Consider the following 22,395-nt stretch of genomic DNA (forward strand, 5'->3'; position numbering starts at 1 on the left):
GAAATTGAAATCGCAGTGAAGATGCTGTGTACCCGCGGCTAGACGGAAAGACCCCGTGAACCTTTACTATAGCTTTACACTGGATGCTGATGTTGTCTGTGTAGGATAGCTGGGAGGCTTTGAAACCACGTCGCCAGATGCGGTGGAGCCAACCTTGAAATACCAGCCTGACATCATTGGCGTTCTAACTCAGGTCCGTCATCCGGATCGAGGACAGTGTATGGTGGGTAGTTTGACTGGGGCGGTCTCCTCCTAAAGAGTAACGGAGGAGCACGAAGGTACCCTCAGCACGGTTGGAAATCGTGCATTGAGTGCAAGAGCATAAGGGTGCTTGACTGCGAGACAGACACGTCGAGCAGGTACGAAAGTAGGTTCTAGTGATCCGGTGGTTCTGTATGGAAGGGCCATCGCTCAACGGATAAAAGGTACTCCGGGGATAACAGGCTGATACCGCCCAAGAGTTCACATCGACGGCGGTGTTTGGCACCTCGATGTCGGCTCATCACATCCTGGGGCTGAAGTCGGTCCCAAGGGTATGGCTGTTCGCCATTTAAAGTGGTACGCGAGCTGGGTTTAGAACGTCGTGAGACAGTTCGGTCCCTATCTGCCGTGGGCGTCGGAAGTTTGAGAAGAGCTGCTCCTAGTACGAGAGGACCGGAGTGGACGAACCTCTGGTGTTCGGGTTGTCATGCCAATGGCATTGCCCGGTAGCTACGTTCGGACGGGATAACCGCTGAAAGCATCTAAGCGGGAAGCCCCCTTCAAGATGAGACTTCCCTGAGGCCTTGCGCCTCCTGAAGGGCCCTTGAAGACTACAAGGTTGATAGGCTGGGTGTGGAAGCACAGCAATGTGTTGAGCTAACCAGTACTAATTGCCCGTGAGGCTTGACCATATAACACCCAAGGGGTTTGCTACGGCAAACGCCGGGATTGCGACAGGATCGACGACATATCGGTCAGCATGATTCATATTGCGAGTCGCGAGGCCACAAGCCTCGAGACTCAGGCATCGCAAGATGCCACCGTTTCGCCTGACGACCATAGCGAGCGTGAACCACCCGATCCCATGCCGAACTCGGAAGTGAAACCGCTTAGCGCCGATGGTAGTGTGGAGTTTCTCCATGTGAGAGTAGGTCATCGTCAGGCACTTATCCCGAACCGCCCCTGCAGCCCAGCTGCAGGGGCGGTTCTCTTTGTGCGTGAAAAAAGTGGCACGAAAGAGAAGAGAGACAAAGGAAGGACTGCGTCGTGCTTGCCCGGGGAAGCCGTAGACGGGGAGCAGAGTTCCAGGGAGTCGCAGGGGGCAAGAGGGTGTGGAAACCTCGCTGTACGATTCCTTGGGGTATTCACATCGTGTCGACTGTCGGGGTGATGCACGTGAGCGCCGTGAGGCTCGCATGAGTCCGTTGTTTCCGAGAGCGGAGGAAGTGCCATGGCGGCTTCTCTTTATCGAGCGCCAAGCGTCGCGGGTTTCGCACCTCGGAGTTGCTCGACTTTTTCTTCATCAGGGTGAACTAAAGCGTCATGCCAGACTCTGAGTAGGTGAGTTTCGACGTTCCCTTGCTTAGAAACTTGTCTGTGCTATCCCATCAGCAGACTTTTTGAGATATGGCACTCCTGCCTTGCAGTCGAGCAGCCAGTCCGCCGGCCACTTCCCCAGTGGCCGGTTTTTTTATGTCTGCCGTCTGGCTCCTTGCCTTGCAGGCAAGAAAAAGCGGCCGGATGAGTGATCATCCGGCCGCTCTGGTATCTGATGGAGTCCTCAGTGTGAAGACCGCATCAGGGAGGGAGGAGCTGTTTAGCTGTTCTGCTCGATACCCTGAATGTACCAGTCTGCACCATCGCGCAGCTCACGGACCAGGTGCCAGGTCTCGTTGAACTCGTTCTGCTCGCCATTCTCGTCGAGCACGCCGTGGAACAGCACTGTCGCTTCCGCCTGCTTGCCGATTTCCTGCACGCTGCCCAGTTCAGCGAACAGACGCACGACTTCGGTACGGTTGTTGGCTGGCTGCTGAGCGCGTTCTTCGCGCAGCATGTTGTAGAGCTCTGGCGTCACGTATTCCTGGATGCGCGGCAGGTCATTGTTGTCCCAGGCGCGTTGCAGGGTCATGAAGTGCTCCTTGGCACCACCGAGGAACTGTTCCTTGTCGAACCAGGCAGGCTCACTGACGGGAGCTCCGCCGCCCAGCCCTGCACCGATACCGCCAGCAGGCGCCAGCGACTCGCCCTGCTCCTGGTGCGCTTCACGTGCCTGCACGTTACGTGGCTGATCATCGTGACGGGAGGAGGCGCTACCGCTGCCTGCCGGCCCGCCGCTCGCCATGGCGGCCTTCTTGCGCGCGCTCAGGAACTTGAAGGCGATGAAGGCGATCACCGCGATGATCAGGAAGTCTGTCATGCGCAGACCATCGAAGGCGCCGCCGAAGAACAGCGATGCCAGCAGTCCGCCTGCCAGCAGACCTGCCAGCGGGCCGGCAAACTTGGACAGACCGCTGGAGGGCTTGGACTTCGCTGCAGTGCTGCTGTTGGTGGCCTTGTTGCTGCCAAACAGTGAGCTGGAGGATTTTCCGCTGTCAGCGGATCGTGAGTAGCTACCGAAACTCTTGCCGCCGCCGAGGCGCTTGGCCTCCGCGTGTTCGACGCTCAGACCGAAGCCGAGCAAGCCGACCATCAGCATGATGAACAGATGGCGCATGTGGGATCTCCTTGGATGCGCTAGCGTGTAAGTGGAAGCCCCATTCTAGCCCCAGAATCGACGTGGGAGGACCAATGGACGACGAAAAGTCTCAACACCTGATGGCGAGGCGGTCATTGTTGTTGCTGATCGACTTTCAGGCCCGCCTGATGCCGGTACTGAGTGGCGGAACAGAAGCCATCAACAGTGCCATCTGGCTGGGCGGCATCGCCCAGGCGCTGGAAATTCCCGTGTGGCTGACGGAGCACTGTCCGGACAAGCTGGGCGAAAGTGCTCCCATGACACACTTGCTGAGCGAGCGAACCCGCTGCTTCACCAAGCGCAGCTTCAGCGCGCTGGAGGCGCAGGATTTTCGAAAGGCGCTGGAGCAGAGCGGATGTGATCAACTGGTGGTATGTGGTGCCGAGGCGCATGTCTGCGTGATGCAGACCGTGCTGTCACTATGCGGTGCGGGGTATCGAGTGGCGCTGGTAGCTGATGGTGTCGCCAGTCGCCGCCCGCGTGAGGCAGCATTGGGAGTGACCCGCTGCGAGGCGGCGGGGGCCAGTATCGTCAGCGCCGAGATGGTGGCTTACGAATGGCTTGGAAGCGCGGATCACGTCCTTTTCGGCGATATTCATCGCCGTTATCTCAAACCCCGGGCAGGAGAGCACCTGGCGTTCCCCGGGTTGGGTGGGTGAGTCGCAGGGCGACCTGCAAGGGCGACCTGCAGGGCGCGCGTCAGGCGCGTGCCGCGTCGGCCTCACTGCGCGTGAAGACCAGCGTATCGCCCTCTGAGGCGGCATTGGAGAAGCGGTAACCGGCCACATCGAAGTCCTTGAGGTCCTCGGCCGTCTCGATATCGTGCTTGAGCATCCAGGCGCTCATCAGGCCGCGTGCACGCTTGGCGTAGAAGCTGATGATCTTGGACTGACCATTCTTCTCGTCCTTGAAGACCGGCGTCACGATACGGTGGCGGAATGCCTTGGCGTCGATGGCCTTGAAGTACTCGTTGGAGGCCAGATTGACCAGTATTGGCGTGCCACTGTCTTCGACGGCCTGCTCCAGTGCCGGCGCCAGCGTCTTGCGCCAGTAGGCGTAGAGGTCCTTGCCGGCCGGGTTGCTCAGGCGGGTGCCCATCTCCAGGCGATACGGCTGGATGAGATCCAGCGGGCGCAGTAGCCCGTAGAGGCCGGAGAGAATGCGCAGCCTGTGTTGCGCGCGCTCGAATTCTTCCTCGCTGAACGTTTCTGCCGCCATGCCCTGATAGACATCTCCCTGAAAGGCCAGTACCGCCTGCTTGGCATTGTCTGGCGTGAAGGGGGGCTGCCATTCCTGAAAGCGAGCGGCATTGAGGCCGGCCAGCTTGTCGGAAAGCTTCATGAGGCTTGCGATGTCCTGCGGTGATTGCTCGCGCAGGATATCGATCAGTGGTTGAGCCTGATCAAGAAAGTCGGGTTGGGTATGACGGGAGGTCACGGGGGCGCTGTCGAAATCCAGCGACTTGGCGGGCGAAATCACACTCAGCATGAAGACCTCCTGACAGGGGAAAGGTCTCAGTATATCAGGCAGACAACATGGCCCCGAGTCCGTCGGGACTATCGGGGCCATAGATTGCGATGCGTGACGCCAAAGGCATCAATAGCGTCGGATCAGGAAGACGCCAGCGAACAGCAACAGCACGCCCGCCACGCGCCCCAGCGAGAGGTCATGCTGCGGGAAGGTTGCCCAACCGAAGTGATCCAGAACGACCGAAGCCGTCAGCTGGCCCGCCAGGAAGGTGGCCATCATGGTGGCCGCGCCCAGCTTGGGTACCAGGATCACGCTGGCTGCCACGAAGAAGGCCCCCAGCAGACCACCGGTCCAGCTCCACCAGGGAGCCGTTTTCAGGGCACCAATACCCGGCATGGGCAATCGCATGGCCAGCACGATACCGATCAGGGCGATCGAGCCGATCACGAAGCTGACCATGGCGGCCATGAGCGAACTGTGGGTCTGCAGGGCCAGCGTGGAATTGACGCCGGCCTGGATCGGCATCATGGCACCGGCGGCCACGGCCATGAGAATCATGCTCAGTTCAGCGGGATTCATGGGGTTTCCTTGGAGACGAACAGGCCGGTCATCACGACCGGCCTGTCGGGTTGCGCGTCAGGGGCAGATCAGGGGCAGGGGTTCGGCGCGGTGTTGTGGATCATCTCGATCTCGGCCAGCACCTCGTCGCTCAGTTCCACCTCGAGGCTTTTGATGTTGCTCTCCAGCTGCAGCATGGTGGTGGCACCGATGATGTTGCTGGTCAGGAACGGACGCGTGTTGACGAAGGCGAGTGCCATCTGCGCCGGGTTCAGGCCATGACGGCGTGCGATATCCACGTAGCAGGCGATGACGTGCTGGGCTGGCTCCGCGTTGTAGCGCTGGAAGCGCTCGAACAGGGTCAGACGCGCGCCTTCCGGACGGGCGCCATCCAGGTACTTGCCGGACAGGGTGCCGAAGGCCAGCGGCGAATAGGCGAGCAGGCCCACATCTTCGCGGTGCGCGAACTCGGCCAGCCCGACCTCAAAGCTGCGGTTGACCAGATTGTAGGGATTCTGGACGCTGGCGACGCGCGGCAGATTCAGGCGCTCGGCCAGATTCAGGCACTGCATCACGCCCCAGGGCGTCTCGTTGGACAGACCCACGGCGCGAATCTTGCCCGCGGTGACCAGTTCGCCAAGGGCGGAGAGGCTTTCTTCCAGCGGCGTCATGTCCTCGTCTTCCACCGGCTGGTAACCCAGCTTGCCGAAGAAGTTGGTCTTGCGGTCCGGCCAATGCAGCTGATAGAGGTCGATGTAATCGGTGCCCAGACGGCGCAGGTTGTCGTCACAGGCGGCGATGATCTGCTCGCGGGTCAGGCGTGAACCACCGCGGAGGTAGTCCATGCCCGGGCCGGTGACCTTGGTGGCGATCTTGACCTGGTCACGGTTGCCGCGTGCGGCCAGCCAGCTGCCGATGTACTGCTCGGTGCGGCCCTGGGTCTCGCCATTGGGCGGGACAGGGTACATCTCGGCGGTATCGATGAAGTCGATGCCGGCATCGAGCGCACGATCCAGCTGCTGGTGGGCATCGGCTTCGCTGTTCTGCTCACCAAAGGTCATGGTGCCAAGGCACAGCAGACTCACGTCAATGCCGGTGCGGCCTAGAGCTCTACGTTGCATGCAGGATTCCCCTGTCGGGTGGTTGGCAAAAGCGGGTAAGGCGAGCGTGCGTCGCCTGCGTGTGTCAGGGCAGGTACGGCGGCGGTTTCACTCGTGGGACGGCGCACATATTAGCAGCGTAACAAAAACCCACAAGGCGGGCTTGAGTCCCCCTGATTGCGCGAGTATGCTTGGCGCCCCGTTGTCAGGGGAGCAGCCTCGCGAGGCCGCCCGCATGGGCAAACTGACAGCGTTGGCAAGGAGAACAGCGTCGCAGGCTCAGGAAAGGGCCAGATACGGCGTCATCCCTCTTATCTGTTTCAAGGTTACTCGTCATGCCGCAGGCCTCAACCCTGATGACCGGACTGAAATACCGCCTGGCGGAGCGTCTGTTCCACGCCTCCTGGCTTTCCGGCTCTCAGCAGAAGCATCGTCTGACCATGCGTCTGTTCAATCACTGCGCCAAGGCCGGTCATACCGGTGCGCTGTCATTGTACGGCCACATGCTGTTCCAGCGCGGCAGTTCGGCGCAGGAAAAGGCCAAGGGTGCCCGTTTCGTCGTCAAGGCGGCACAGGCGGGTGACATCCATGCCCAGTACCAGGCAGGGTGCATCTACGAGCATGGCTGCGCGCAATACCAGAGTGACCCGGCCAAGGCCGTGACCTGGTATGCACGTGCGGCAGAGCGTCATCATGCGCTTGCCGCGCAGCGCCTGGCACGTGCCTATCGTGAAGGCTCGCTGGGGCTGGCGGTCTGCCCGCACAAGGCGGAGCACTGGGAAGCGCATGCACGCAGCGGTGACGACGCCGCCCTCCACTGAGTCAATCCGACGGCTGCTGCCGTCGTCGATCGCCTCCTCTGACAGCGCCCTCCTCGTGAGGGCGCTGTCGTCTCCGTCTCTTCTGATGTCAACCGGATGAGCAGGACTCGCCAAACGGGGGGCAATTCCCGTAACCTGAAGACATTCAACCCCTTCTTGCCTGGTCCTTGGCTGCCTGAGATACCGTGGGAGACGCGTGTGACGCTGCCTATTCTGCTCGATATTGAAGCCTCCGGCTTTGGCCGCGGCAGCTACCCGATCGAGATCGGTCTGGCGCGTACCGATGGCAGCAGCTGTGCCTTCCTCATCCAGCCGCTGGAAGAGTGGGTGCACTGGGACCCCAAGGCTGAGCTGTTGCATGGCATTTCACGCGCCCGATTGGCACGTGAAGGCCGCCCGGTGCGGGAAGTGGCGCAGTGGATCAATGATGAGCTGAGCGAGACACGCATCGCGTACAGCGACAGCTGGGGCTACGACAATACCTGGTTGTCGTTGCTGTTCCATCATGCCGGCATGCTGCCGCACTTCCGGCTGGAAGCGCTGCGCCGGCTGCTGGATGAGGAGCAGCTGAATCGCTGGGCCGAGCTCAAGGAAGCCGTGATCGCCGAAGGCGGCATCCAGCGCCATCGCGCTGGAGATGATGCCCGTCTGCTGCAACTGACCTGGCAGAAGGCCCAGGCCATCGAGCGCAACGACTGAGCGTTCAGCCCGGCGAAAGATGACCGGCGTGAAAGCCCCTGCAGAAGGCAGCCCATCGGGCTGCCTTCTTGCGTTCTGCCAGTCGACGACGGACTCAGGCCCCGCTTACCGCCAGCAGCACCTTGCCGGTGCTGGCGTTGTCCTGCACATAGGCATGCGCAGCCTCGGCGTCCTGGATCGGCCAGCTCTTGTCGATATGCGGACGTATCTCGCCTCGCGCCAGGCGTGGCCAGACGTGGACATAGAGTGCATCCAGCACCATGCCCTTGCCCTTGGGCGAACGGGAACGCAGGGTCGAGCCGATCAACCGCTGGCGCTTCATCAGCATGCGCCCCAGATCCAGCTCGTCCATGCGTCCGCCCATCAGGCCGATCAATACCATGCGGCCATCCTGATTCAGGACCTGCTGATTGCCTGACAGGTAGCCGCCGCCGACCGGGTCGAGAATCATGTCGGCGCCGCCCCATTCGTTCACGGCATCGACGAAACTGCCATCGTGGCGATTCCAGCCGGCATCGGCCCCCAGCCGCAGGCAGGTGTCCAGCTTATCCTGACTGCCGACGGTCACGAAGCAGGGGTGGCCGAACAGGCCGCACAGCTGGATGGCAGTGGTGCCGATACCGCTGGCCCCGGCGTGCAGCAGGACGCGTTCCTTGTGCTTGAGGTTGCCCTCGATGAACAGGTTCAGCCAGGCGGTGGCGAACATCTCCGGCAGGGCGGCCGCCTCACGCAGGCCGTAGCCCTCCGGCACCGGCAGTACCTGCAGGGCATTGACCACCACCTCTTCGGCATAGCCTCCGCCTGCCAGCAGGGCGCAGACCGGGTCCCCCACCTGGAAGCGTTCCACGTGTCTGCCCACCTCGAGGATGGTGCCGCTGACCTCGAGACCGAGAATCTCGCTTTCCCCGGCCGGGGGCGGATACTGCCCGGCGCGCTGCATCAGATCCGCGCGGTTGACGCCGGCCCAGGCCACCTGGATACGCACCTCGTCCGAGGCGATACCTGAAGGGGCCTCGGTTTCCTGCCAGACCAGCGCCTCGTTCTCGACGGCTATCGCATACATTCGCTATCTCCTTGGCTTGGCAATCGTGGCTGCCTTGCTGTGATCGCTCCGTCCTCAGACGGATGTCTGTCATCTCACTGTACGGGGACTGTGACGCACCTGTCATGAAGTGGCGCGATTCTGACGTGATATCAAGCCTCTGTTTCAGACTGCGAGTGACGCACCGCGTTGCGCAAAGGAGTGAGCATGATCGATACCGCCCGTGTCATCGCCGCCAAGTATCCCGCCTTTGCCAGGCGCCACCCTCTGATTCGTCGCCCGGCGCTGGCGCTGCTGCGGCGTCTGGTTCACGAGAGCGAGATCAATGCCTTCCTCGCCGAGCATGCCGGTCTGCGCGGTTTCGACTTCATCGACCGTGTGCTCGATCACTTCTCCTTCGCCTACTCCGTCTCCTCGCGGGAGCGCGAGAACATCCCTGCCTACGGGCGAGTGGTGATCGTCGCCAACCACCCGCTGGGCTCGCTGGATGGGCTCGCGTTGCTCAAGCTGGTCGGGGAGGTGCGGCGTGACGTGAAGATCGTCGCCAACGACATCCTGATGAAGGTCGAGCCGCTGGCGCCCTTGCTGCTGCCGCTGGACAACCTCAGTCGCCGCGGGTATCGCAGAAGCAGCACCCAGATCTGCGAGGCACTGATGAATGAAGAGGCCGTGATCATCTTCCCGGCCGGAGAGGTCTCGCGTGCAGGACCGACCGGGCCGCGTGACGGCAAGTGGCTGTCGGGTTTCCTGCATTTCGCGCGCAAGACCAACGCGCCGGTACTGCCGATTCACGTCAGTGGTCGCAACTCGACGCTCTTCTATACCCTGTCATCGATCAACCGTGGCCTCGGCACGCCGCTGCTGGCCCACGAGATGTTTCGCCAGCGCGAACGTCAGCTCAAGCTGCGCATCGGGGAACTGATTCCGCTGGCGCGTCTCGACAGTGATGCCCTGAGCACCAATGCCAAGACACGCCTGCTGCGCAAGCATCTCTATCGCATCGGACGCGGCAAGCGCGGGCTGTTCGTGACCGAGAAGGCCATCGGTCATCCGGAGGAGCGCCAGGCGCTGCGTGAGGAACTGACGCCGTGTGAGCTGCTGGGTGAGACCCGCGACGGCAAGAAGATCTACCTGTTCGATGCCTTTCCCGGTTCCAGCGTGATGCGCGAGATCGGTCGGCTGCGCGAGTTGAGCTTCCGCCGCGTCGGCGAAGGGACGGGAGAGCGTCGTGACATCGACCGTTACGACGCGCATTACCGTCATCTGGTGCTGTGGGATGACGCCGATCTCGAGATCGCCGGGGCCTATCGCATCGGTGAGGTGGGCAAGATCATGGCGGCGCATGGCGAGAAGGGGCTCTACAGTCCGACCCTGTTCCGCTTCACGCCGGAGATGTTCGCGCATATGCAGGAGGGCCTGGAGCTGGGGCGCAGTTTCGTGCAGCCGCGCTATTGGGGGCGCCGCAGTCTCGATTACCTGTGGCAGGGGCTGGGTGCCTATCTGCGCCGTCACCCCGAGATCCGCTGGCTGTTCGGCCCGGTCACGCTCTCCAACAGCTACCCGGAGGCTGCTCGGGCGTTGATCGTCAGCTATTACCGCCACTACTACGGGGATGAGGAGGGGCTGGCGCGTGCACGGGCACCGGTCGCGCAGAGTGCACCGGGCAGTGCCGCCCATGAGGCGGAGCGTCTGTTCGATGGTCAGGATGCCGAGGGCGATTTCCGTCGCCTGCGCGCCCAGCTGGACGCGATGGGCGTGACGGTGCCGACCCTCTACAAGCAGTACGCCGAGGTCACCGAGCCCGGCGGCACTCGCTTCCTCGACTTCAGTGTCGATGCCGATTTCGGCTACTGCATCGATGGGCTGGTGATGGTCGATATCCGACGCATCACCGCCAGCAAGCGCAGCCGCTATCTCGGGGAGCCGGCCTGTCGCGATCAGGCCGGTGCACGACACCCCGTCACGGAGGCCTGACCCATGCTGCTTGCCGTCAGGCCTGCTCGCCTGACGAGGGGGCCAGGCGGTCCAGCAGGGGAGTGATCTCGCGTTCGCTGATCAGGCGGGCGCGGGTATCCGCGTCGAGGAAGCCCGCCTCGACGGTGCGATCCAGAAATTCCAGCAGCGGCGCGTAGAAGCCGTCACTGTCGAGGACGGCGATCGGCTTGGCGTGAAAGCGCAGGTATTGCCAGGTCCAGGTCTCGAACAGCTCCTCCAGAGTGCCGATCCCGCCCGGCAGGGTCACGAAACCATCCGCCAGCGCGGCCATCTGGGCCTTGCGCTCATGCATGTCCGCCACTTCGATCAGCCGAGTCAGCCCGGTGTGTGCCTTCTCGTTGCGCACCAGCGCCTGCGGGATCACGCCGACCACCTCTCCGCCTGCGGCCAGCGCGGCATCTGCCAAAGCGCCCATCAGTCCGGCACGTGCTCCTCCATAGACCAGTCCCCAGCCACGTTCGGCAATCGCGGTCCCCAGTGCCTCGGCCTGCTGGCGGTGATGCGGGGAGGCCCCCTCGCGGGAACCCAGATAGACACAGATGCGATGCATGTTGCTCTCCTGAAGGTGTGTTGTGGCACGCAAGGTCGAGTGCCACGCCAGAATGTCGTGGTCTCCATCCTACCCGAGTTGTGCGGCGGGGCCATGACGCCTTGGCGCAACCTTGCCTTGCAGAGTGAGAGAGCATGCTCGGCGTGGTACCTGCATTCACGGGCCTGCTCTGCTACCCTTGCCGCCCCCGCAGGCGACGGCTGGCGGGCGCTGACGCCCATGAGCCTTTTCATCGGGGTGCACTCCAACATGACGCGACGTCCTGACGGCGGGCGCGGGACAACAAGGCAGGAGAGACAGATGGCGCAGGTGCGCGGACGCTTCGCCAGTCGGCTGGGCTTCTTGATGGCCGCCGCTGGTTCGGCAGTAGGGCTTGGCAACGTCTGGGGCTTCCCGTCCCAGACCGCCAACAACGGAGGCGGGGCCTTCGTGGTGATGTATCTGGTGCTGGCCTTCCTGCTGGCGTGGCCGGCGTTGATGGCCGAGCTGGTCATCGGGCGGCATGGTCAGGCCAATATCGTCACCAGCATGAGTCTGGGGCGCGGCATCACCAAGCGCTTCGGCGCGCTGGCGGGCTGGGCGGGCATGCTGACCGCCAGCCTGATCCTGGCCTTCTACGCCATCGTCGCGGGCTGGTTGCTGGGCTATACCGCCGCGCCGGTCAGCGAGGCGCTGGGCATGTCGTCCGCCGCCAGCTGGCTGACCACCTTCGACTTCACGCGCAATGTCTCGCTGACGGCGGTCTTCCTCGCCCTGACCATGGCGATCGTGGTCGGTGGCGTGCGCGGCGGGATCGAGAAATGGTCCACACGTCTGATGCCGCTGCTGCTGGCCCTGCTGGTGGGATTGATTGGCTACGTGCTGACCCTGCCGGGCGCCGATGAAGGCCTGAGTGTCTATCTCACCCCGCAGTGGGATCGCATCTTCGATGCTGACCTGATGCTGAGCGCGATGGGCCAGGCATTCTTCTCGCTGTCGCTCGGCGTGGGGGCAATGCTGATCTATGGCTCCTATCTGGGGCCGGAGCAGAACCTGCCGCGTCTCGGCGTGCTGGTGACGCTGATCGACGTCGGCATCGCCTTCCTGGCCGGCCTGCTGGTGATTCCGGCCATGTATGCCGCGCGTCATCTGGGCGTCGAGATCTTCGATGCCGACGGCCTGCTCAAGAGCTCCGACACGCTGCTGTTCGATACGTTGCCGGCGCTGTTCGGTCAGATGGGTGGCGCGGGAGACGTCTTGATGGTGGCGTTCTTCGCGCTGATGAGCGTGGCGGGCATCACCTCCTCCATCTCGATGCTGGAAGTGCCGGTATCCTTCGTGGTCGAGCGTGGCTGGCTGGGACGGCGTGCCGCCACCCTGGCCGTCGGGGCCGCCATCATGGCCATCAGTCTGACCATCGCCGCCAACTTCGGGGCGCTGTTCGGTCTGGTGATCATGTTGACCACCCAGTACAGCCAGCCACTGGTCGCGCTGGTGATGTGTCTGCTGGTCGGCTGGGCAATGTCGCGCCATGCGCTGCTCAAGGAGATCCAGAGCGGGGCGCCGGACATCGAGTCCAGCCTGTTCTGGAAGATCTGGCCGTGGTACGTGCGCCTGATCTGCCCGCTGTGCATCGCCTTGGTGTTCGCGCACTCGCTGTAAGCCGAAACGCCCCCTGCACGACGCAAGAAGCCCGCCAATTGGCGGGCTTCTTCGTCTTGTGCCTCCTGGCCGACGGCCTCTGCTCGAGGGACTGAGTGTCGGCTAGATCGCAGGCAGGGCTCAGGGCAGCTCGGACAGCACGTCATAGTTGGCATCGACCCAGTGCCCGATGGCATTGCCCTCGGCATAGGCGAGGTGCTGGGCGTACTGGGTGTGCAGGCAGCGCACCTGATTCCAGTCGCGGATGCCGCCGACGCCACGCTCACGCATCAGCTCAGCGAAGCCCTGGGACTCGATGGCGCTGCGCTCGGCCTCGCTCATGAAGCTCCAGCGCTCGGCGACATAGGCTTCATGACTGGCACGATAGCGCGCCAGCAGTTCCTCGTCGGTCTTGAGGCTCTCTTCCAGCTCCTTGATCACGCCTTCGGCCTCGATGCGTGACAGCGAGATCTTGAGGCGTTCGTCGCACAGCCAGTAGAGGGTCGGGAAGGGCTTGCCATCCACCAGCGAATGCATGCGCAGCACCAGCGGGGTGCCCTCGCCATCGGTGGCGGCCACGGCCTGGATGCCGCGCGGCTTGCGCCCGAGCTGGCGCTCGATGATCTCGAGCTCACGCGCGTCGGGACTATGATTGGTCAGGATCACCATGCTTGCAGTCAGGCTCCAGCACACACTTGTTGGACCGGGAGACGGCCCGGAAGAACGCCTGGTTGAGCTGCTGGGGGCTCGGCACATAGCCATGCCACTCGCGCTCGCAGTAGTCACTGCCGCGCGCCATCAGCTCCGGGGCCAGACGATTGAACCAGCCATCATAATCGTAGGGGTCAAGGCCCGGCAAGCTGATGTGCGGGTAGTCGGCGAAGCGCTCGCCGAACCACTGCTCCAGCGAGGCCTCGACCTGCGCATGCAGCTCGGTCATGTCCGGATAGATCCACTTGCTGTAGCGAATGCCCATCGGGCCTCCTCGCTGGCGTGGCGGCAGGGAGCGTCAGGGTGACAGGTGGCGAGAACCTCAGTCCTCACGCGCCAGCGGCGCGAACTGCCCATTGCCCAGTTCACACAGTAGCGCGGGAGCGAGACCGATCTCCAGTCCTCGGCGTCCACCGCTGATGAACATCTCCTCCACCCCCTCGGCGCTGTCGTCCACCCACAGCGGCAGCCGCTTCTTCTGGCCCAGTGGACTGATGCCGCCGACCACATAGCCGGTGGCGCGCTCGGCGGCCTCGTGGGGGGCCAGGGCTGCCTTGCGGGCATGGCAGGCACGCGCCAGTGCCTTGAGGTTCAGCGTGCCGGTGACGGGCACCACGGCGACCACCAGCGGCTGGCGGGCACTGCTGCCTTCCAGCTGACAGACGAGTGTCTTGAAGACCCGTGCCGGCTCAAGCCCCAGCGCCTGGGCAGCCTCTTCGCCATACGCAGGCGCCCGAGGGTCATGGGCATATTCCAGGGTACGGTGAGGCTTGCCCTTGAGCAGCTTGAGCGCGGGTGTCATGCCGGTACGCTCCCGGCGGGCGCCGTGTTGTGCGTGCCGAGCGCGCGGGCTTTCTCGCGCAGGGCAGGGAGATCCAGCTCGGCGCTGTCAGTGTGTTCGTGCAGGTGGGAGAGCAGGGTCGTGCGCAGCTCACCTTCGATGCGCTGCGATTGCTTGGCGTGATGATCGAACTGCACCAGCACGCAGTGGCCACGCGCCCCGCAGATACCGCGCTGCCAGGCTTCCTGGGTCACGGTGAAGGAGCTGCCGCCAAGCCGCGACAGCCAGGTGCGAATCTCGACATCCTGGCCGTATTGCAGCTCGGCGAGAAAATCGACCTCGATGCGCGCCATGATCAGCGGCCATTTGCGCGGGTCGAGATCCGGCACGAAGACGCGGAACAGGTCATTGCGCGCCCACTCGAACCAGGCCGGCAGGCGCGTGTTGTTGATATGTCCGAGGGCATCGGTATCGAAGAAGGCCGGCTCCAGCGTCTTGAAGTACATGTCATCGCTCCTGTGCGTCCTTGCGGGCTTTTCAGCCTATCAGGAAGCTCAGACGCTGGCTGTACGCCGTGCGGCTAGTCGCCGTTGCAGCGGCGTGAACACGCCCAGCCATGCCGTCGCGATCACGAACCCCAGCAGGGTGCCCGCCGCGACCCCCATGCTCGGGTAGCTGAGCGAGACTACCAGTGAATAGCACAGCAGCGAGCCAAGGCCCGCCGGGTAGTGCTTGATCACGGTGGCGACAGCGGCCGGCCCCTGAGTCAGATGCAGAATGATCAACAGCGGATACATGGTGACAGGGAAGGCCGCCACCAGCCCGGCCCAGGACGGTGGCAACAGATGGGCCAGCGCGGTGATGCCGAACACGATGCCGGCCGCGAGGCCCGCACGCGCCAGCAGCGAAGGCCACGAGAACGGGGCCTTGCGACTGCGGGTTTCCGGTACGTCGCGGTACAGGCGCATGCACAGCATGATGGCGATCAGCGTCACGATCACGCCGCTGACGCGGGTGAACTCGAACTGCGCCAGGATCACGCTGGCCGCCAGCCAGCCCAGCAGGCCACCCAGAGTACCGTTGATGACGCCGCGCAGCCCCTCTGCACGCCCGCATAGCCAGTAGCCGACCCCCAGGGCGAGGGTCGAGGAGAATCCGGCCAGCGTGTAGATGGCACTCTCACCGGCGAATTCGGGGGAAATCTCGACCCCGATGAAGCCCAGCGTGATGGCCGTGCCGAGCGGATAGCCGGACAGCAGCCCGGCCATGCGCGTCGAGAGACGCTCCGCGATCAACGACAGGCCGATCACCACCGCGACCGAAATCAGCAGCTTGAGCAGCTGCAGGCCAAGCTCGCCATGCAGTACCGCTGTCATCAAGTGGCGTCCCAGAACTGGCGGCGCAGCAGGGAGATCTTGCCCAGTGCCTTGCCGGAGGCCTGATGTCGGTGTGCCTCGGCGACTTCACGGAAGTCGAACTGGCGCTCGTCCAGGCGCACCTTGAACTCGCCTTCCTCGACCAGTTCCACCAGCTTGCCCAGTGCCTGACGCTGCTGCTCGTGACCGATGCCGGCGCTGAGCGGCAGCAGGATCGACAGCACTTCCAGGCTGCGACTACCGGCATGCAGCGGCGAGAGATCTACCGTGGTGCGCGCATTGATGGTCACGATGCGCCCGCCCAGCCTGCTGGCGGCGAAGCTGGCGGCCAGGTTGTCACCCCCGACGCAATCGAAGACCAGATCAAAGCCCTGGCCAGCCGTCAGGCGCTCCACGTAGTCGGCCACCGCTTCCTCGCGGTAGCGAATGACGTGGTCCGCGCCACAGGCACGTGCCAGCTGCGCCTTGTCATCCGTGGAGACGGTCGTGGCGACTTCCGCACCGATGCATCGGGCGATCTGCAGTGCGACATGACCGACACCGCCGGCGCCGCCGTGAATCAGTACGCGTTGCCCCGCCTCCAGCTGGCCACGTTCCACCAGCGCCTGCCAGGCGGTGATGAACACTGCAGGCAATGCCGCGGCTTCCATGAAGCTCAGGCGGCGGGGCTTGCGGGTGATCAGACGCTCATCGGCGATCATGTAATCCGCCAGCGCCCCGGGGTGAGACGCGACACCCCCGGCAAATCCGAGCACTTCATCGCCCGGTGAGAAGGTCAGCACATCGTCTCCGACGGCATCGACGATGCCGGCGACATCACCATGCAGGATGCAGGGTTCGGGGGGGAGAAGGGCGACCTGCCCGCTGGCCAGCTTGAGATCGAGCGGGTTGACGCTGGAAGCGGCGACGCGAATGCGCACCTGTCCGGGGCCGGGTTCCGGCAGTGGGCATTGCGTGCATTCGAAGTCGGCATCCGGGCCGGGGTTGCGCAGCACCATGGCGTGCATGGAAGCGAGCATGAGACGTCCTCGTTGAAACGAATTCCGGCCAGTTCGGCCAGTGAGCGCCACACCCTACCCATTGCGCTGCGCCGCGGCAATGCGACTTGGGTGGTTTCCGCCGTCCTGGTGACGGAATTGCATGATCGACAACGAAAAAGCCCCTGCCGAAGGGCAGAGGCTTTGGGTCATGCGGCGGGTGACGACTGCGTCAGACCCGCCTGAGAGGGAGAGGTGTCACGCGTTCTGGCGCTTGGTCTCCTTGTCGATCGGGGCGATCTCGCCGGACTTCAGCTTGGCGAGGTACTGGCTCAGCTCGCGCTTCACGACCGGCATCAGGTAGTAGAGACCGATGATGTTGGCGATGGACATGGCGAAGATCATGGCGTCGGAGAAGTCGATGACCGGACCGAGGCTCATGGAGGAGCCGATGACCACGAAGGCGAGGAAGATCAGCTTGTAGACGATCTCGGCACCCTTGCTCTCACCGAACAGGTAGGTCCAGGCTTTCAGGCCGTAGTAGGACCAGGACAGCATGGTGGAGAAGGCGAACATCAGCACCGCCAGCGCCAGCACATACGGGAACCACGGGAAGGCGGTCTCGAAGGCGTAGGACGTCAGCTGGACGCCGCCGAGGCCTTCGACCTGATAGGCGCCGGTGATGACGATGACCAGTGCGGTCATGGTGCAGATGACGACGGTATCGATGAACGGTTCGAGCAGCGCGACGATGCCTTCGGTGGCCGGCTGGGAGGTCTTCACGGCAGAGTGGGCGATGGCGGCGGAGCCGATACCGGCTTCATTGGAGAAGGCGGCGCGCTTGAAGCCCTGGATCAGTACGCCGACGATACCGCCGCCGACCGCGACCGGTGCGAAGGCACCTTCGATGATGGCGCCGAAGGCCGCCGGAATCGCGCTGAAGTTGAAGCCCAGGATGATGAGAGCCGCGATCACGTAGATGACCGCCATCATCGGCACCAGCTTCTCGGTGACGCGAGCGATGGACTTGATGCCGCCGATGATGACCATGCCGACGATGGCGGCCATCACGAGACCGAACAGCCAGCCGTAGCCGATCAGGAAGCTGGCATCACCGCCGGTGACGTTGACGGCCTGCTGATAGGACTGGTTGGCCTGGAACATGTTGCCGCCGCCGATGGAGCCGCCGATGGCGCAGATGGCGAAGAAGATCGCCAGGATCTTGCCAAGCCCGGCCTTGCCATTCTCCGCGAAGCCCTTGGACAGGTAGTACATCGGGCCGCCGGAGATGGAGCCGTCGGCATTGACGTTGCGGTACTTCACGCCAAGGGTACATTCGCAGAACTTGGAGGCCATGCCGAGCAGGCCGGCCAGAATCATCCAGAAGGTCGCGCCCGGCCCCCCCAGCGAGACGGCGACCGCGACACCGGCGATGTTGCCCAGCCCGACCGTGCCGGAAAGCGCGGTGGCCAGTGCCTGGAAGTGGGATACCTCGCCTTCATCCTTCGGGTCGGTGTAGTCGCCCTTGACCAGACGCACGGCATGCCCGAACAGACGGAACTGCACGAAGCCGAAATAGAACGTGAAGACCACGGCAGCGATGATCAGCCAGCCGACGATCAGCGGGAACTGGGTGCCTGCCACCGGCACGGAATAGAAGATGGTGGAGACGATCGGATTGACGATCGGCCCGACGATGTCACTGATGGCCTGATCCATGCCTTCGGCACGGGCAGAGCCTGCGGCCATGAGCGCTGCCATGGCAGCAGCCCAGGGGGCAAGGGAGCGGAATCGACTCATGAGAAGGGACCTCGGGAGCATGTTGTCATTGTTGTGGGATCAGTCTGCGGACGCCTGGCGTCATCCATCAGGGCACGACGGTGACGGGGACCGAGGCTTCCTGGATCAGATGCGCGGTCACGCTGCCGAAGATGCGAGAGCGCATGCTCTCCCCCTTGCGACCGACGATGATCTGCTCGGCATTCACTTCCCGCGCCAGCAGGCTCAGGATCTCGGCGGCGTCACCGTGACGAACGCGGCCTTCCACCTGATACCCCTCCTTCTCGAGCTCCGTGATGGCAGGCGCGAGAACGCGCTCGCGTGCCAGCTTGATCTCGCTTTCACGGCGACTCGCACGCTGGGCGTTCTCTTCCGGCGTGTTGAAGCTGTAGGGCGACCATTCGACGACATAGCAGAGAATGATGCGGGTTTCGGGGCCGACCAGCGTCGCGACGCGCTTGGCGTGTGCGATGGCACTGTCGCCGCCCGGCGTTCCATCCAGTCCGACAATCAGGGAGGTGGTCATTGAGAGCTCTCCAGAAGCTTGCCGGTCACTGTGTCTCGGCGACTCGGCCAGCGGATTCTTGTTGAATTACCGTTCTTGGACGGTTGAAAGCACTTTACTCCTCGGCAGGTGCAGAAATCCCTGCGTTTATCATGCTTCATGAAACGGTGATTAAACGTAAAAGGGCGGCAGGAGGCGCCTGGGGAAGGCGTCAGGCAGACACGCAGGAGGAGGCATGTGGAGGAGAGTCGTGCCCGCAGAGACGAGCCGTACCAGTCAGGCTGGCATCGAGGTTCGCCTGGAGTGCCCCACCACGCTTGTGAACGGGTGGTGGGCGCCAGAGGTGGGGCGGGGGAAGGTGTCGTTGTCGTAGCGGGGAAGGGCATGCGCCCATGTGTCAAGGGACGACCGGGACAAGCGCTAGATCAGGCGCTGGTGGGTCAGATCCTTCCAGGCGCTTTCCATGGGCCAGGCCAGCGGCTTTCTGAGGTGGTCGGGCAGTGCCATGAGTGCGGCATCCGGACTTTCGTGCTCACGCATGCGTATCCAGCAGTACGCCCAGGCGCAGGCCTCGTCCTCATCCTGCGGCAGCGGGCGCGCCGGCATCTGCATCAGCAGGAACAGGGCGGCCTTGGGAGCCCACAGTGGGGCGCCGCCGTCATGGGCCCAGCGTTCCAGCTGCTCGCCTTCCGGATTGCTCTCAGGCTGCCCCAGCTTCGCCACGCGGGCCGTATCGGCCAGCAATACCGCCAGGCGCTGGCTGTCGCCTCTTCCATGGGTCAGCCAGGCACGCAACAGGCCGGGGAGACCGCGTTGTGCTTGCGGGTAAAAGGTGTCTTCGGACATGCACAAAGCCTTATGCTGTAGTCATTCCACGGGGTTGTCCGCCTGTTGCCGGCGGTTCGAGCGGCAGGTGGTGCCTCATGTCTTCATGGCTCGCATGGGCCAGCACCGGGAGAGATTCTACATGGAGCACGATTTCATCACCCCCATTGACCGCAGTCAGTATCCCTCCCAGAAGTGGGAGCGCTACGGCGCGGATGTCCTGCCGCTGTGGATCGCCGACATGGACTTCAGCGCGCCGCCGGCCGTGACGCGCGCACTGGCGGAACGGGTTGCTCACCCGATCTACGGCTATGCCAAGCCCTCTCAGGGGCTCGACGACAGTCTGCGCGACTGGAGCCGTGAGCACTATGGCTGGGAGATACCGCGTGAGGCCATCGTCTGGCTGCCCGGCGTGGTGCCGGCACTGCATCTCGCCAGCCTGGCATTGACGTCAGAAGGGGCGGGGGTCGTGACGACCACGCCGATTTACCCGCCCTTCCTGCAGGTTGCGCAGAAGACGGGGCGTATCGCGCAGATGGCGCCATTGGCGGAGCCTGCCGAGCCAGGTGGCCTGTGGCAGCTGGACCTCGAGGCACTGGAAGCCGCGATCACTCCCGAGACGGAACTGCTGCTGTGGTGCCATCCACACAATCCTACCGGCCGTGTCTGGCGCGAGGAAGAGCTCGAGGCGCTGGCAGCACTGGTGGAGCGTCATGATCTGCTGGTGGTGTCCGACGAGCTGCATGCCGACCTGGTGGTGGACCCCGCATCGCGGCATATCCCGCTGGCCAGCCTCAATCCGCGCCTGGCGGCGCGCTGCGTGACACTGTGGGCGCCTTCCAAGACCTTCAACACGGCGGGGCTGACCTTTGCCTGTGCGGTGATCACCGATCCGGACCTGCGTCAGCGCTTCGTCGCCGCGACCCGTGGCCTGATGCCGGATACCAATGTATTGGGCATGGTGGCGACGGAAGCGGCGTGGCGTGAGGGAGAGCCGTGGCGTCAGGAGCTGCTGGAGGTGCTGCGCGGCAATCTTGATCTGCTCGAAGCGCATGTGGCCGGCTGGGAGCGCGTTCGCATGACGCGCCCCCAGGCGACCTATCTGGCCTGGCTGGACATGCGTGAGGCCGGCCTGGGCGATTCGCCTCAGCAGACATTGCTGGAGGAGTGCGGTGTCGCGCTTTCCGACGGGGCCGACTTCGGCTGGCCGGGGTTCGTGCGCCTGAACTACGCCACCACACGTCAGCAGCTTGAGCAGGCATTGCAGCGTCTCGATGAACGCCTGAAAGGTGCGCTGCAGGGGTAGTCAGATGTCTGATCTGGATCAAGCGCCGATGAGATGCTGGCAGGAAGTGGCGAGCGAAACCTTGAATTGAGAATCATTATCGATAACTCTGAGGGCAGGCCGTTCATCGTGAGCGGGCATCCTCAGGAGGGATGATGATGAGACATGAGCTGGCAGAGACATCTCGTTGGGCGCGAGCCGATGTTGAGTCGTCCGGCGTGATGGCATGTCGAGAATGGTGTTGCAGGGGCGGGAGTCTCCGGTTGGCCAGGGCGAAGGAGGCGGGGGCCATCACGCCCGCGCTGGAAGAGCTCCCGCCTGGCTGTCCGCTCAGCGCCCGCGAAGCGCGTGCGAGGCCATCACTGCTGAAAGGGTGGACGCGTCGGGGCGGCTGAATCCAGGGCTCATCCGCATCCTTTTCCACCCTGCTGCACGCACACGCTTCACGACATTCATCCGCTACCTGCGACAAGGGGCCCCGAGGACAACTCACGTCCTCGGGGCCCCTTGTCGTGGGAAGGTGGTTGCCGTCTGCGACTCAGTACATCAGGGCGAACAGCTGGCGGCGGAAGCGCACGGTCAGCTCATGGGTCGCGCCGAGGGCATCGAACACGCGCAGCAGCGTCTTGCGGGGCAGATCATCCCCGTATTGGCGGTCGGTCTTCACCAGGCCGATCAGGGCATCGAGCGCCAGCTCGTAGTGGCCATCGGCAAGATCACGCATGGCGCGCTGGTAGCGGGCCTCGCTGTCATCCCGCTCGATCATGGCCTGGACCTCTTCCGGGCTCGGCGCCTCGGCGATGAAATCGATGCGTGCACGCACACCACGCGCCTTCGGGCCATCACGGTCTTCCGGCTTGAGAGAGTCCAGCAGCTGGCGGGCCTCTTCGCCGTTGCCTTCGGCGACCAGGACCGAGGCGAGCTGGATGCGGTAGTCCGGTGTCTCGGGGGATTCCTGTGCCAGCTGTTGGTAAATCGCCTTGGCGGTCGCCAGATCGCCGGTTTCCAGTGCGCTGGCGGCCTGCTCGACGAGGCTGGGGCCGGCACCGGCAGCAGGCATCACCTTGTGCTGCTCGAGGAACTGGCGAATCTCGGCTTCCGGACGGGCGCCGGTGAAGTTGCCTGCCAGACCGCCCTGGATGACCAGCTTGACGTCGGGTACCGAGCGCACTCCCAGCTGGGCAGCGATGTCCTGCTGTTCCTCGGCGTTCAGCTTGGCGAGGATGAAGCCACCGGCATACTCACGGGCCAGCATCTCGAGAATCGGCGTCAGGACGCGACAATGCTCGCTCTGGGGAGACCAGCAGTCCAGCAGCACCGGTACCTGCTGCGAGGCCTCGAGGACCTGCTGCAGATTGCTCATGTCGACATCGATGATGTAGGTGTTGGCGTCTTCTGCCTGGCGGGGGGCGCTGGCAGCAGCTCCGCCTACCACGCCCTGTGGTTGGGCGGCGGTGGTGTCATTGCCGGTCAGTGGCTGGCCGGTATTGGGATCGATGATCATGATGCATGCCCCGGAAGTGTCTGCGATTCAAGGCTCGCACGCGAGCCGGCTGGCCTGATGATGCGGGCCGCGGCGGGCGAG

General features: G+C 63.7%; 21 protein-coding genes, 2 rRNA genes and 1 pseudogene. 8 read left to right on the plus strand and 16 right to left on the minus strand.

The window, feature by feature from the left end; translation table 11 throughout:
- Nucleotides 1–893: ribosomal RNA gene (locus HXS66_RS16670) — 23S ribosomal RNA — on the plus strand; the annotation flags it as partial.
- Between the two features lie 137 nt (nt 894–1,030).
- Nucleotides 1,031–1,146 (plus strand): 5S ribosomal RNA (rrf, locus tag HXS66_RS16675).
- Nucleotides 1,147–1,798: 652 nt separating this feature from the next.
- Here the strand turns inward: rrf and HXS66_RS16680 are convergent.
- The gene (locus HXS66_RS16680; RefSeq protein ID WP_176504115.1) at nt 1,799–2,695 is read right to left on the minus strand and encodes a Tim44 domain-containing protein; all 897 of its coding nucleotides are present in this window, start codon (nt 2,693–2,695) and stop codon (nt 1,799–1,801) included.
- 74 nt (nt 2,696–2,769) lie between these two features.
- Between HXS66_RS16680 and HXS66_RS16685 the strand changes: the two genes are divergently transcribed.
- On the plus strand, nt 2,770–3,375 hold the full coding sequence (locus HXS66_RS16685) for an isochorismatase family protein (RefSeq protein ID WP_240704374.1): 606 nt from the start codon (nt 2,770–2,772) through the stop codon (nt 3,373–3,375).
- A 40-nt stretch (nt 3,376–3,415) separates the two neighbouring features.
- Here HXS66_RS16685 and yaaA read toward each other — a convergent pair whose 3' ends face one another.
- From yaaA to HXS66_RS16700, 3 genes are all read right to left on the minus strand, one after another.
- Complete coding sequence (gene yaaA / locus HXS66_RS16690; protein WP_176504116.1) at nt 3,416–4,204, minus strand: peroxide stress protein YaaA; 789 nt, start codon at nt 4,202–4,204, stop codon at nt 3,416–3,418.
- A 108-nt stretch (nt 4,205–4,312) separates the two neighbouring features.
- Complete coding sequence (locus HXS66_RS16695) at nt 4,313–4,765, minus strand: DMT family transporter (RefSeq protein ID WP_176504117.1); 453 nt, start codon at nt 4,763–4,765, stop codon at nt 4,313–4,315.
- A 68-nt stretch (nt 4,766–4,833) separates the two neighbouring features.
- Nucleotides 4,834–5,865: an NADP(H)-dependent aldo-keto reductase gene (locus tag HXS66_RS16700; RefSeq protein WP_077373531.1), complete on the minus strand. Its 1,032-nt coding sequence runs from the start codon at nt 5,863–5,865 to the stop codon at nt 4,834–4,836.
- Between the two features lie 314 nt (nt 5,866–6,179).
- On the opposite strand from HXS66_RS16700, the gene HXS66_RS16705 reads away from it, so the two are divergent.
- Both HXS66_RS16705 and HXS66_RS16710 read left to right on the plus strand, forming a co-directional pair.
- Nucleotides 6,180–6,665: a tetratricopeptide repeat protein gene (locus HXS66_RS16705; RefSeq protein WP_176504118.1), complete on the plus strand. Its 486-nt coding sequence runs from the start codon at nt 6,180–6,182 to the stop codon at nt 6,663–6,665.
- 198 nt (nt 6,666–6,863) lie between these two features.
- Nucleotides 6,864–7,364 carry a hypothetical protein gene (locus HXS66_RS16710; RefSeq protein ID WP_077373537.1) on the plus strand — a complete coding sequence of 167 codons (501 nt, stop codon included), beginning with the start codon at nt 6,864–6,866 and terminating at the stop codon, nt 7,362–7,364.
- Nucleotides 7,365–7,458: 94 nt separating this feature from the next.
- Here HXS66_RS16710 and HXS66_RS16715 read toward each other — a convergent pair whose 3' ends face one another.
- Entirely contained in the window at nt 7,459–8,427 is a 969-nt protein-coding gene (locus HXS66_RS16715) for an NAD(P)H-quinone oxidoreductase (protein ID WP_176504119.1), read from the minus strand.
- 186 nt (nt 8,428–8,613) lie between these two features.
- Between HXS66_RS16715 and HXS66_RS16720 the strand changes: the two genes are divergently transcribed.
- A complete protein-coding gene (locus tag HXS66_RS16720; RefSeq protein WP_176504120.1) occupies nt 8,614–10,380 on the plus strand; it encodes a lysophospholipid acyltransferase family protein in 1,767 nt (588 codons plus the stop codon).
- A gap of 16 nt (nt 10,381–10,396) precedes the next feature.
- Here HXS66_RS16720 and HXS66_RS16725 read toward each other — a convergent pair whose 3' ends face one another.
- Nucleotides 10,397–10,951, minus strand: a complete 555-nt coding sequence (locus HXS66_RS16725) for a TIGR00730 family Rossman fold protein (protein ID WP_077373546.1) — start codon at nt 10,949–10,951, stop codon at nt 10,397–10,399.
- A 300-nt stretch (nt 10,952–11,251) separates the two neighbouring features.
- Here HXS66_RS16725 and HXS66_RS16730 point away from each other — a divergent pair, with 300 nt between their 5' ends.
- Nucleotides 11,252–12,592: a sodium-dependent transporter gene (locus tag HXS66_RS16730; protein WP_176494520.1), complete on the plus strand. Its 1,341-nt coding sequence runs from the start codon at nt 11,252–11,254 to the stop codon at nt 12,590–12,592.
- 120 nt (nt 12,593–12,712) lie between these two features.
- Here HXS66_RS16730 and HXS66_RS16735 read toward each other — a convergent pair whose 3' ends face one another.
- The 9 genes and pseudogenes from HXS66_RS16735 to HXS66_RS16775 form a co-directional block, all read right to left on the minus strand.
- Nucleotides 12,713–13,240 (minus strand): DUF501 domain-containing protein, encoded by a 528-nt coding sequence (locus HXS66_RS16735; RefSeq protein WP_077373551.1) that lies wholly within the window; start codon nt 13,238–13,240, stop codon nt 12,713–12,715.
- A complete protein-coding gene (locus HXS66_RS16740; RefSeq protein WP_077373554.1) occupies nt 13,218–13,547 on the minus strand; it encodes a hypothetical protein in 330 nt (109 codons plus the stop codon). Before HXS66_RS16740 ends, HXS66_RS16735 begins: the two co-directional genes overlap by 23 nt.
- Nucleotides 13,548–13,604: 57 nt before the next feature.
- A complete protein-coding gene (locus HXS66_RS16745) occupies nt 13,605–14,084 on the minus strand; it encodes an aminoacyl-tRNA deacylase (protein WP_077373557.1) in 480 nt (159 codons plus the stop codon).
- Between the two features lie 95 nt (nt 14,085–14,179).
- Nucleotides 14,180–14,569: pseudogene (locus HXS66_RS16750) on the minus strand (acyl-CoA thioesterase); the annotation flags it as partial.
- Between the two features lie 48 nt (nt 14,570–14,617).
- Entirely contained in the window at nt 14,618–15,439 is an 822-nt protein-coding gene (locus HXS66_RS16755; RefSeq protein WP_084207779.1) for a hypothetical protein, read from the minus strand.
- A complete protein-coding gene (locus tag HXS66_RS16760; RefSeq protein ID WP_205700551.1) occupies nt 15,439–16,458 on the minus strand; it encodes a zinc-binding dehydrogenase in 1,020 nt (339 codons plus the stop codon). Before HXS66_RS16760 ends, HXS66_RS16755 begins: the two co-directional genes overlap by 1 nt.
- Before the next feature lie 216 nt (nt 16,459–16,674).
- Nucleotides 16,675–18,216: a sodium:alanine symporter family protein gene (locus HXS66_RS16765; protein WP_176504122.1), complete on the minus strand. Its 1,542-nt coding sequence runs from the start codon at nt 18,214–18,216 to the stop codon at nt 16,675–16,677.
- 67 nt (nt 18,217–18,283) lie between these two features.
- Nucleotides 18,284–18,721, minus strand: coding sequence for a universal stress protein (locus HXS66_RS16770; protein WP_077373569.1), 438 nt, complete (start codon nt 18,719–18,721; stop codon nt 18,284–18,286).
- Between the two features lie 399 nt (nt 18,722–19,120).
- Nucleotides 19,121–19,546 carry a hypothetical protein gene (locus tag HXS66_RS16775; RefSeq protein WP_136939740.1) on the minus strand — a complete coding sequence of 142 codons (426 nt, stop codon included), beginning with the start codon at nt 19,544–19,546 and terminating at the stop codon, nt 19,121–19,123.
- A 121-nt stretch (nt 19,547–19,667) separates the two neighbouring features.
- Here HXS66_RS16775 and HXS66_RS16780 point away from each other — a divergent pair, with 121 nt between their 5' ends.
- Nucleotides 19,668–20,831 carry a MalY/PatB family protein gene (locus tag HXS66_RS16780; RefSeq protein WP_176494517.1) on the plus strand — a complete coding sequence of 388 codons (1,164 nt, stop codon included), beginning with the start codon at nt 19,668–19,670 and terminating at the stop codon, nt 20,829–20,831.
- Nucleotides 20,832–21,348: 517 nt separating this feature from the next.
- Here HXS66_RS16780 and HXS66_RS16785 read toward each other — a convergent pair.
- Entirely contained in the window at nt 21,349–22,314 is a 966-nt protein-coding gene (locus HXS66_RS16785; protein WP_308478549.1) for a tetratricopeptide repeat protein, read from the minus strand.
- Between the last annotated feature and the right edge of the window lie 81 nt (nt 22,315–22,395).

The sequence above is a fragment of the Cobetia sp. 5-11-6-3 genome (genome assembly GCF_013374055.1).
Classification (GTDB): Bacteria; Pseudomonadota; Gammaproteobacteria; order Pseudomonadales; family Halomonadaceae; genus Cobetia; species Cobetia marina.

What these genes read in the sequence shown, in the direction of transcription:
- HXS66_RS16700 (WP_077373531.1), bottom strand. Translation starts at nt 5,865, where the DNA reads ATGCAACGTAGAGCTCTAGGCCGCACCGGCATTGACGTGAGTCTGCTG.
- HXS66_RS16715 (WP_176504119.1), bottom strand. Translation starts at nt 8,427, where the DNA reads ATGTATGCGATAGCCGTCGAGAACGAGGCGCTGGTCTGGCAGGAAACC.
- HXS66_RS16705 (WP_176504118.1), top strand. Translation starts at nt 6,180, where the DNA reads ATGCCGCAGGCCTCAACCCTGATGACCGGACTGAAATACCGCCTGGCG.
- HXS66_RS16760 (WP_205700551.1), bottom strand. Translation starts at nt 16,458, where the DNA reads ATGCTCGCTTCCATGCACGCCATGGTGCTGCGCAACCCCGGCCCGGAT.
- HXS66_RS16725 (WP_077373546.1), bottom strand. Translation starts at nt 10,951, where the DNA reads ATGCATCGCATCTGTGTCTATCTGGGTTCCCGCGAGGGGGCCTCCCCG.
- HXS66_RS16680 (WP_176504115.1), bottom strand. Translation starts at nt 2,695, where the DNA reads ATGCGCCATCTGTTCATCATGCTGATGGTCGGCTTGCTCGGCTTCGGT.
- HXS66_RS16785 (WP_308478549.1), bottom strand. Translation starts at nt 22,314, where the DNA reads ATGATCATCGATCCCAATACCGGCCAGCCACTGACCGGCAATGACACC.
- yaaA (WP_176504116.1), bottom strand. Translation starts at nt 4,204, where the DNA reads ATGCTGAGTGTGATTTCGCCCGCCAAGTCGCTGGATTTCGACAGCGCC.
- HXS66_RS16770 (WP_077373569.1), bottom strand. Translation starts at nt 18,721, where the DNA reads ATGACCACCTCCCTGATTGTCGGACTGGATGGAACGCCGGGCGGCGAC.
- HXS66_RS16695 (WP_176504117.1), bottom strand. Translation starts at nt 4,765, where the DNA reads ATGAATCCCGCTGAACTGAGCATGATTCTCATGGCCGTGGCCGCCGGT.
- HXS66_RS16745 (WP_077373557.1), bottom strand. Translation starts at nt 14,084, where the DNA reads ATGACACCCGCGCTCAAGCTGCTCAAGGGCAAGCCTCACCGTACCCTG.
- HXS66_RS16765 (WP_176504122.1), bottom strand. Translation starts at nt 18,216, where the DNA reads ATGAGTCGATTCCGCTCCCTTGCCCCCTGGGCTGCTGCCATGGCAGCG.
- HXS66_RS16685 (WP_240704374.1), top strand. Translation starts at nt 2,770, where the DNA reads ATGGACGACGAAAAGTCTCAACACCTGATGGCGAGGCGGTCATTGTTG.
- HXS66_RS16780 (WP_176494517.1), top strand. Translation starts at nt 19,668, where the DNA reads ATGGAGCACGATTTCATCACCCCCATTGACCGCAGTCAGTATCCCTCC.
- HXS66_RS16775 (WP_136939740.1), bottom strand. Translation starts at nt 19,546, where the DNA reads ATGTCCGAAGACACCTTTTACCCGCAAGCACAACGCGGTCTCCCCGGC.
- HXS66_RS16730 (WP_176494520.1), top strand. Translation starts at nt 11,252, where the DNA reads ATGGCGCAGGTGCGCGGACGCTTCGCCAGTCGGCTGGGCTTCTTGATG.
- HXS66_RS16740 (WP_077373554.1), bottom strand. Translation starts at nt 13,547, where the DNA reads ATGGGCATTCGCTACAGCAAGTGGATCTATCCGGACATGACCGAGCTG.
- HXS66_RS16735 (WP_077373551.1), bottom strand. Translation starts at nt 13,240, where the DNA reads ATGGTGATCCTGACCAATCATAGTCCCGACGCGCGTGAGCTCGAGATC.
- HXS66_RS16755 (WP_084207779.1), bottom strand. Translation starts at nt 15,439, where the DNA reads ATGACAGCGGTACTGCATGGCGAGCTTGGCCTGCAGCTGCTCAAGCTG.
- HXS66_RS16720 (WP_176504120.1), top strand. Translation starts at nt 8,614, where the DNA reads ATGATCGATACCGCCCGTGTCATCGCCGCCAAGTATCCCGCCTTTGCC.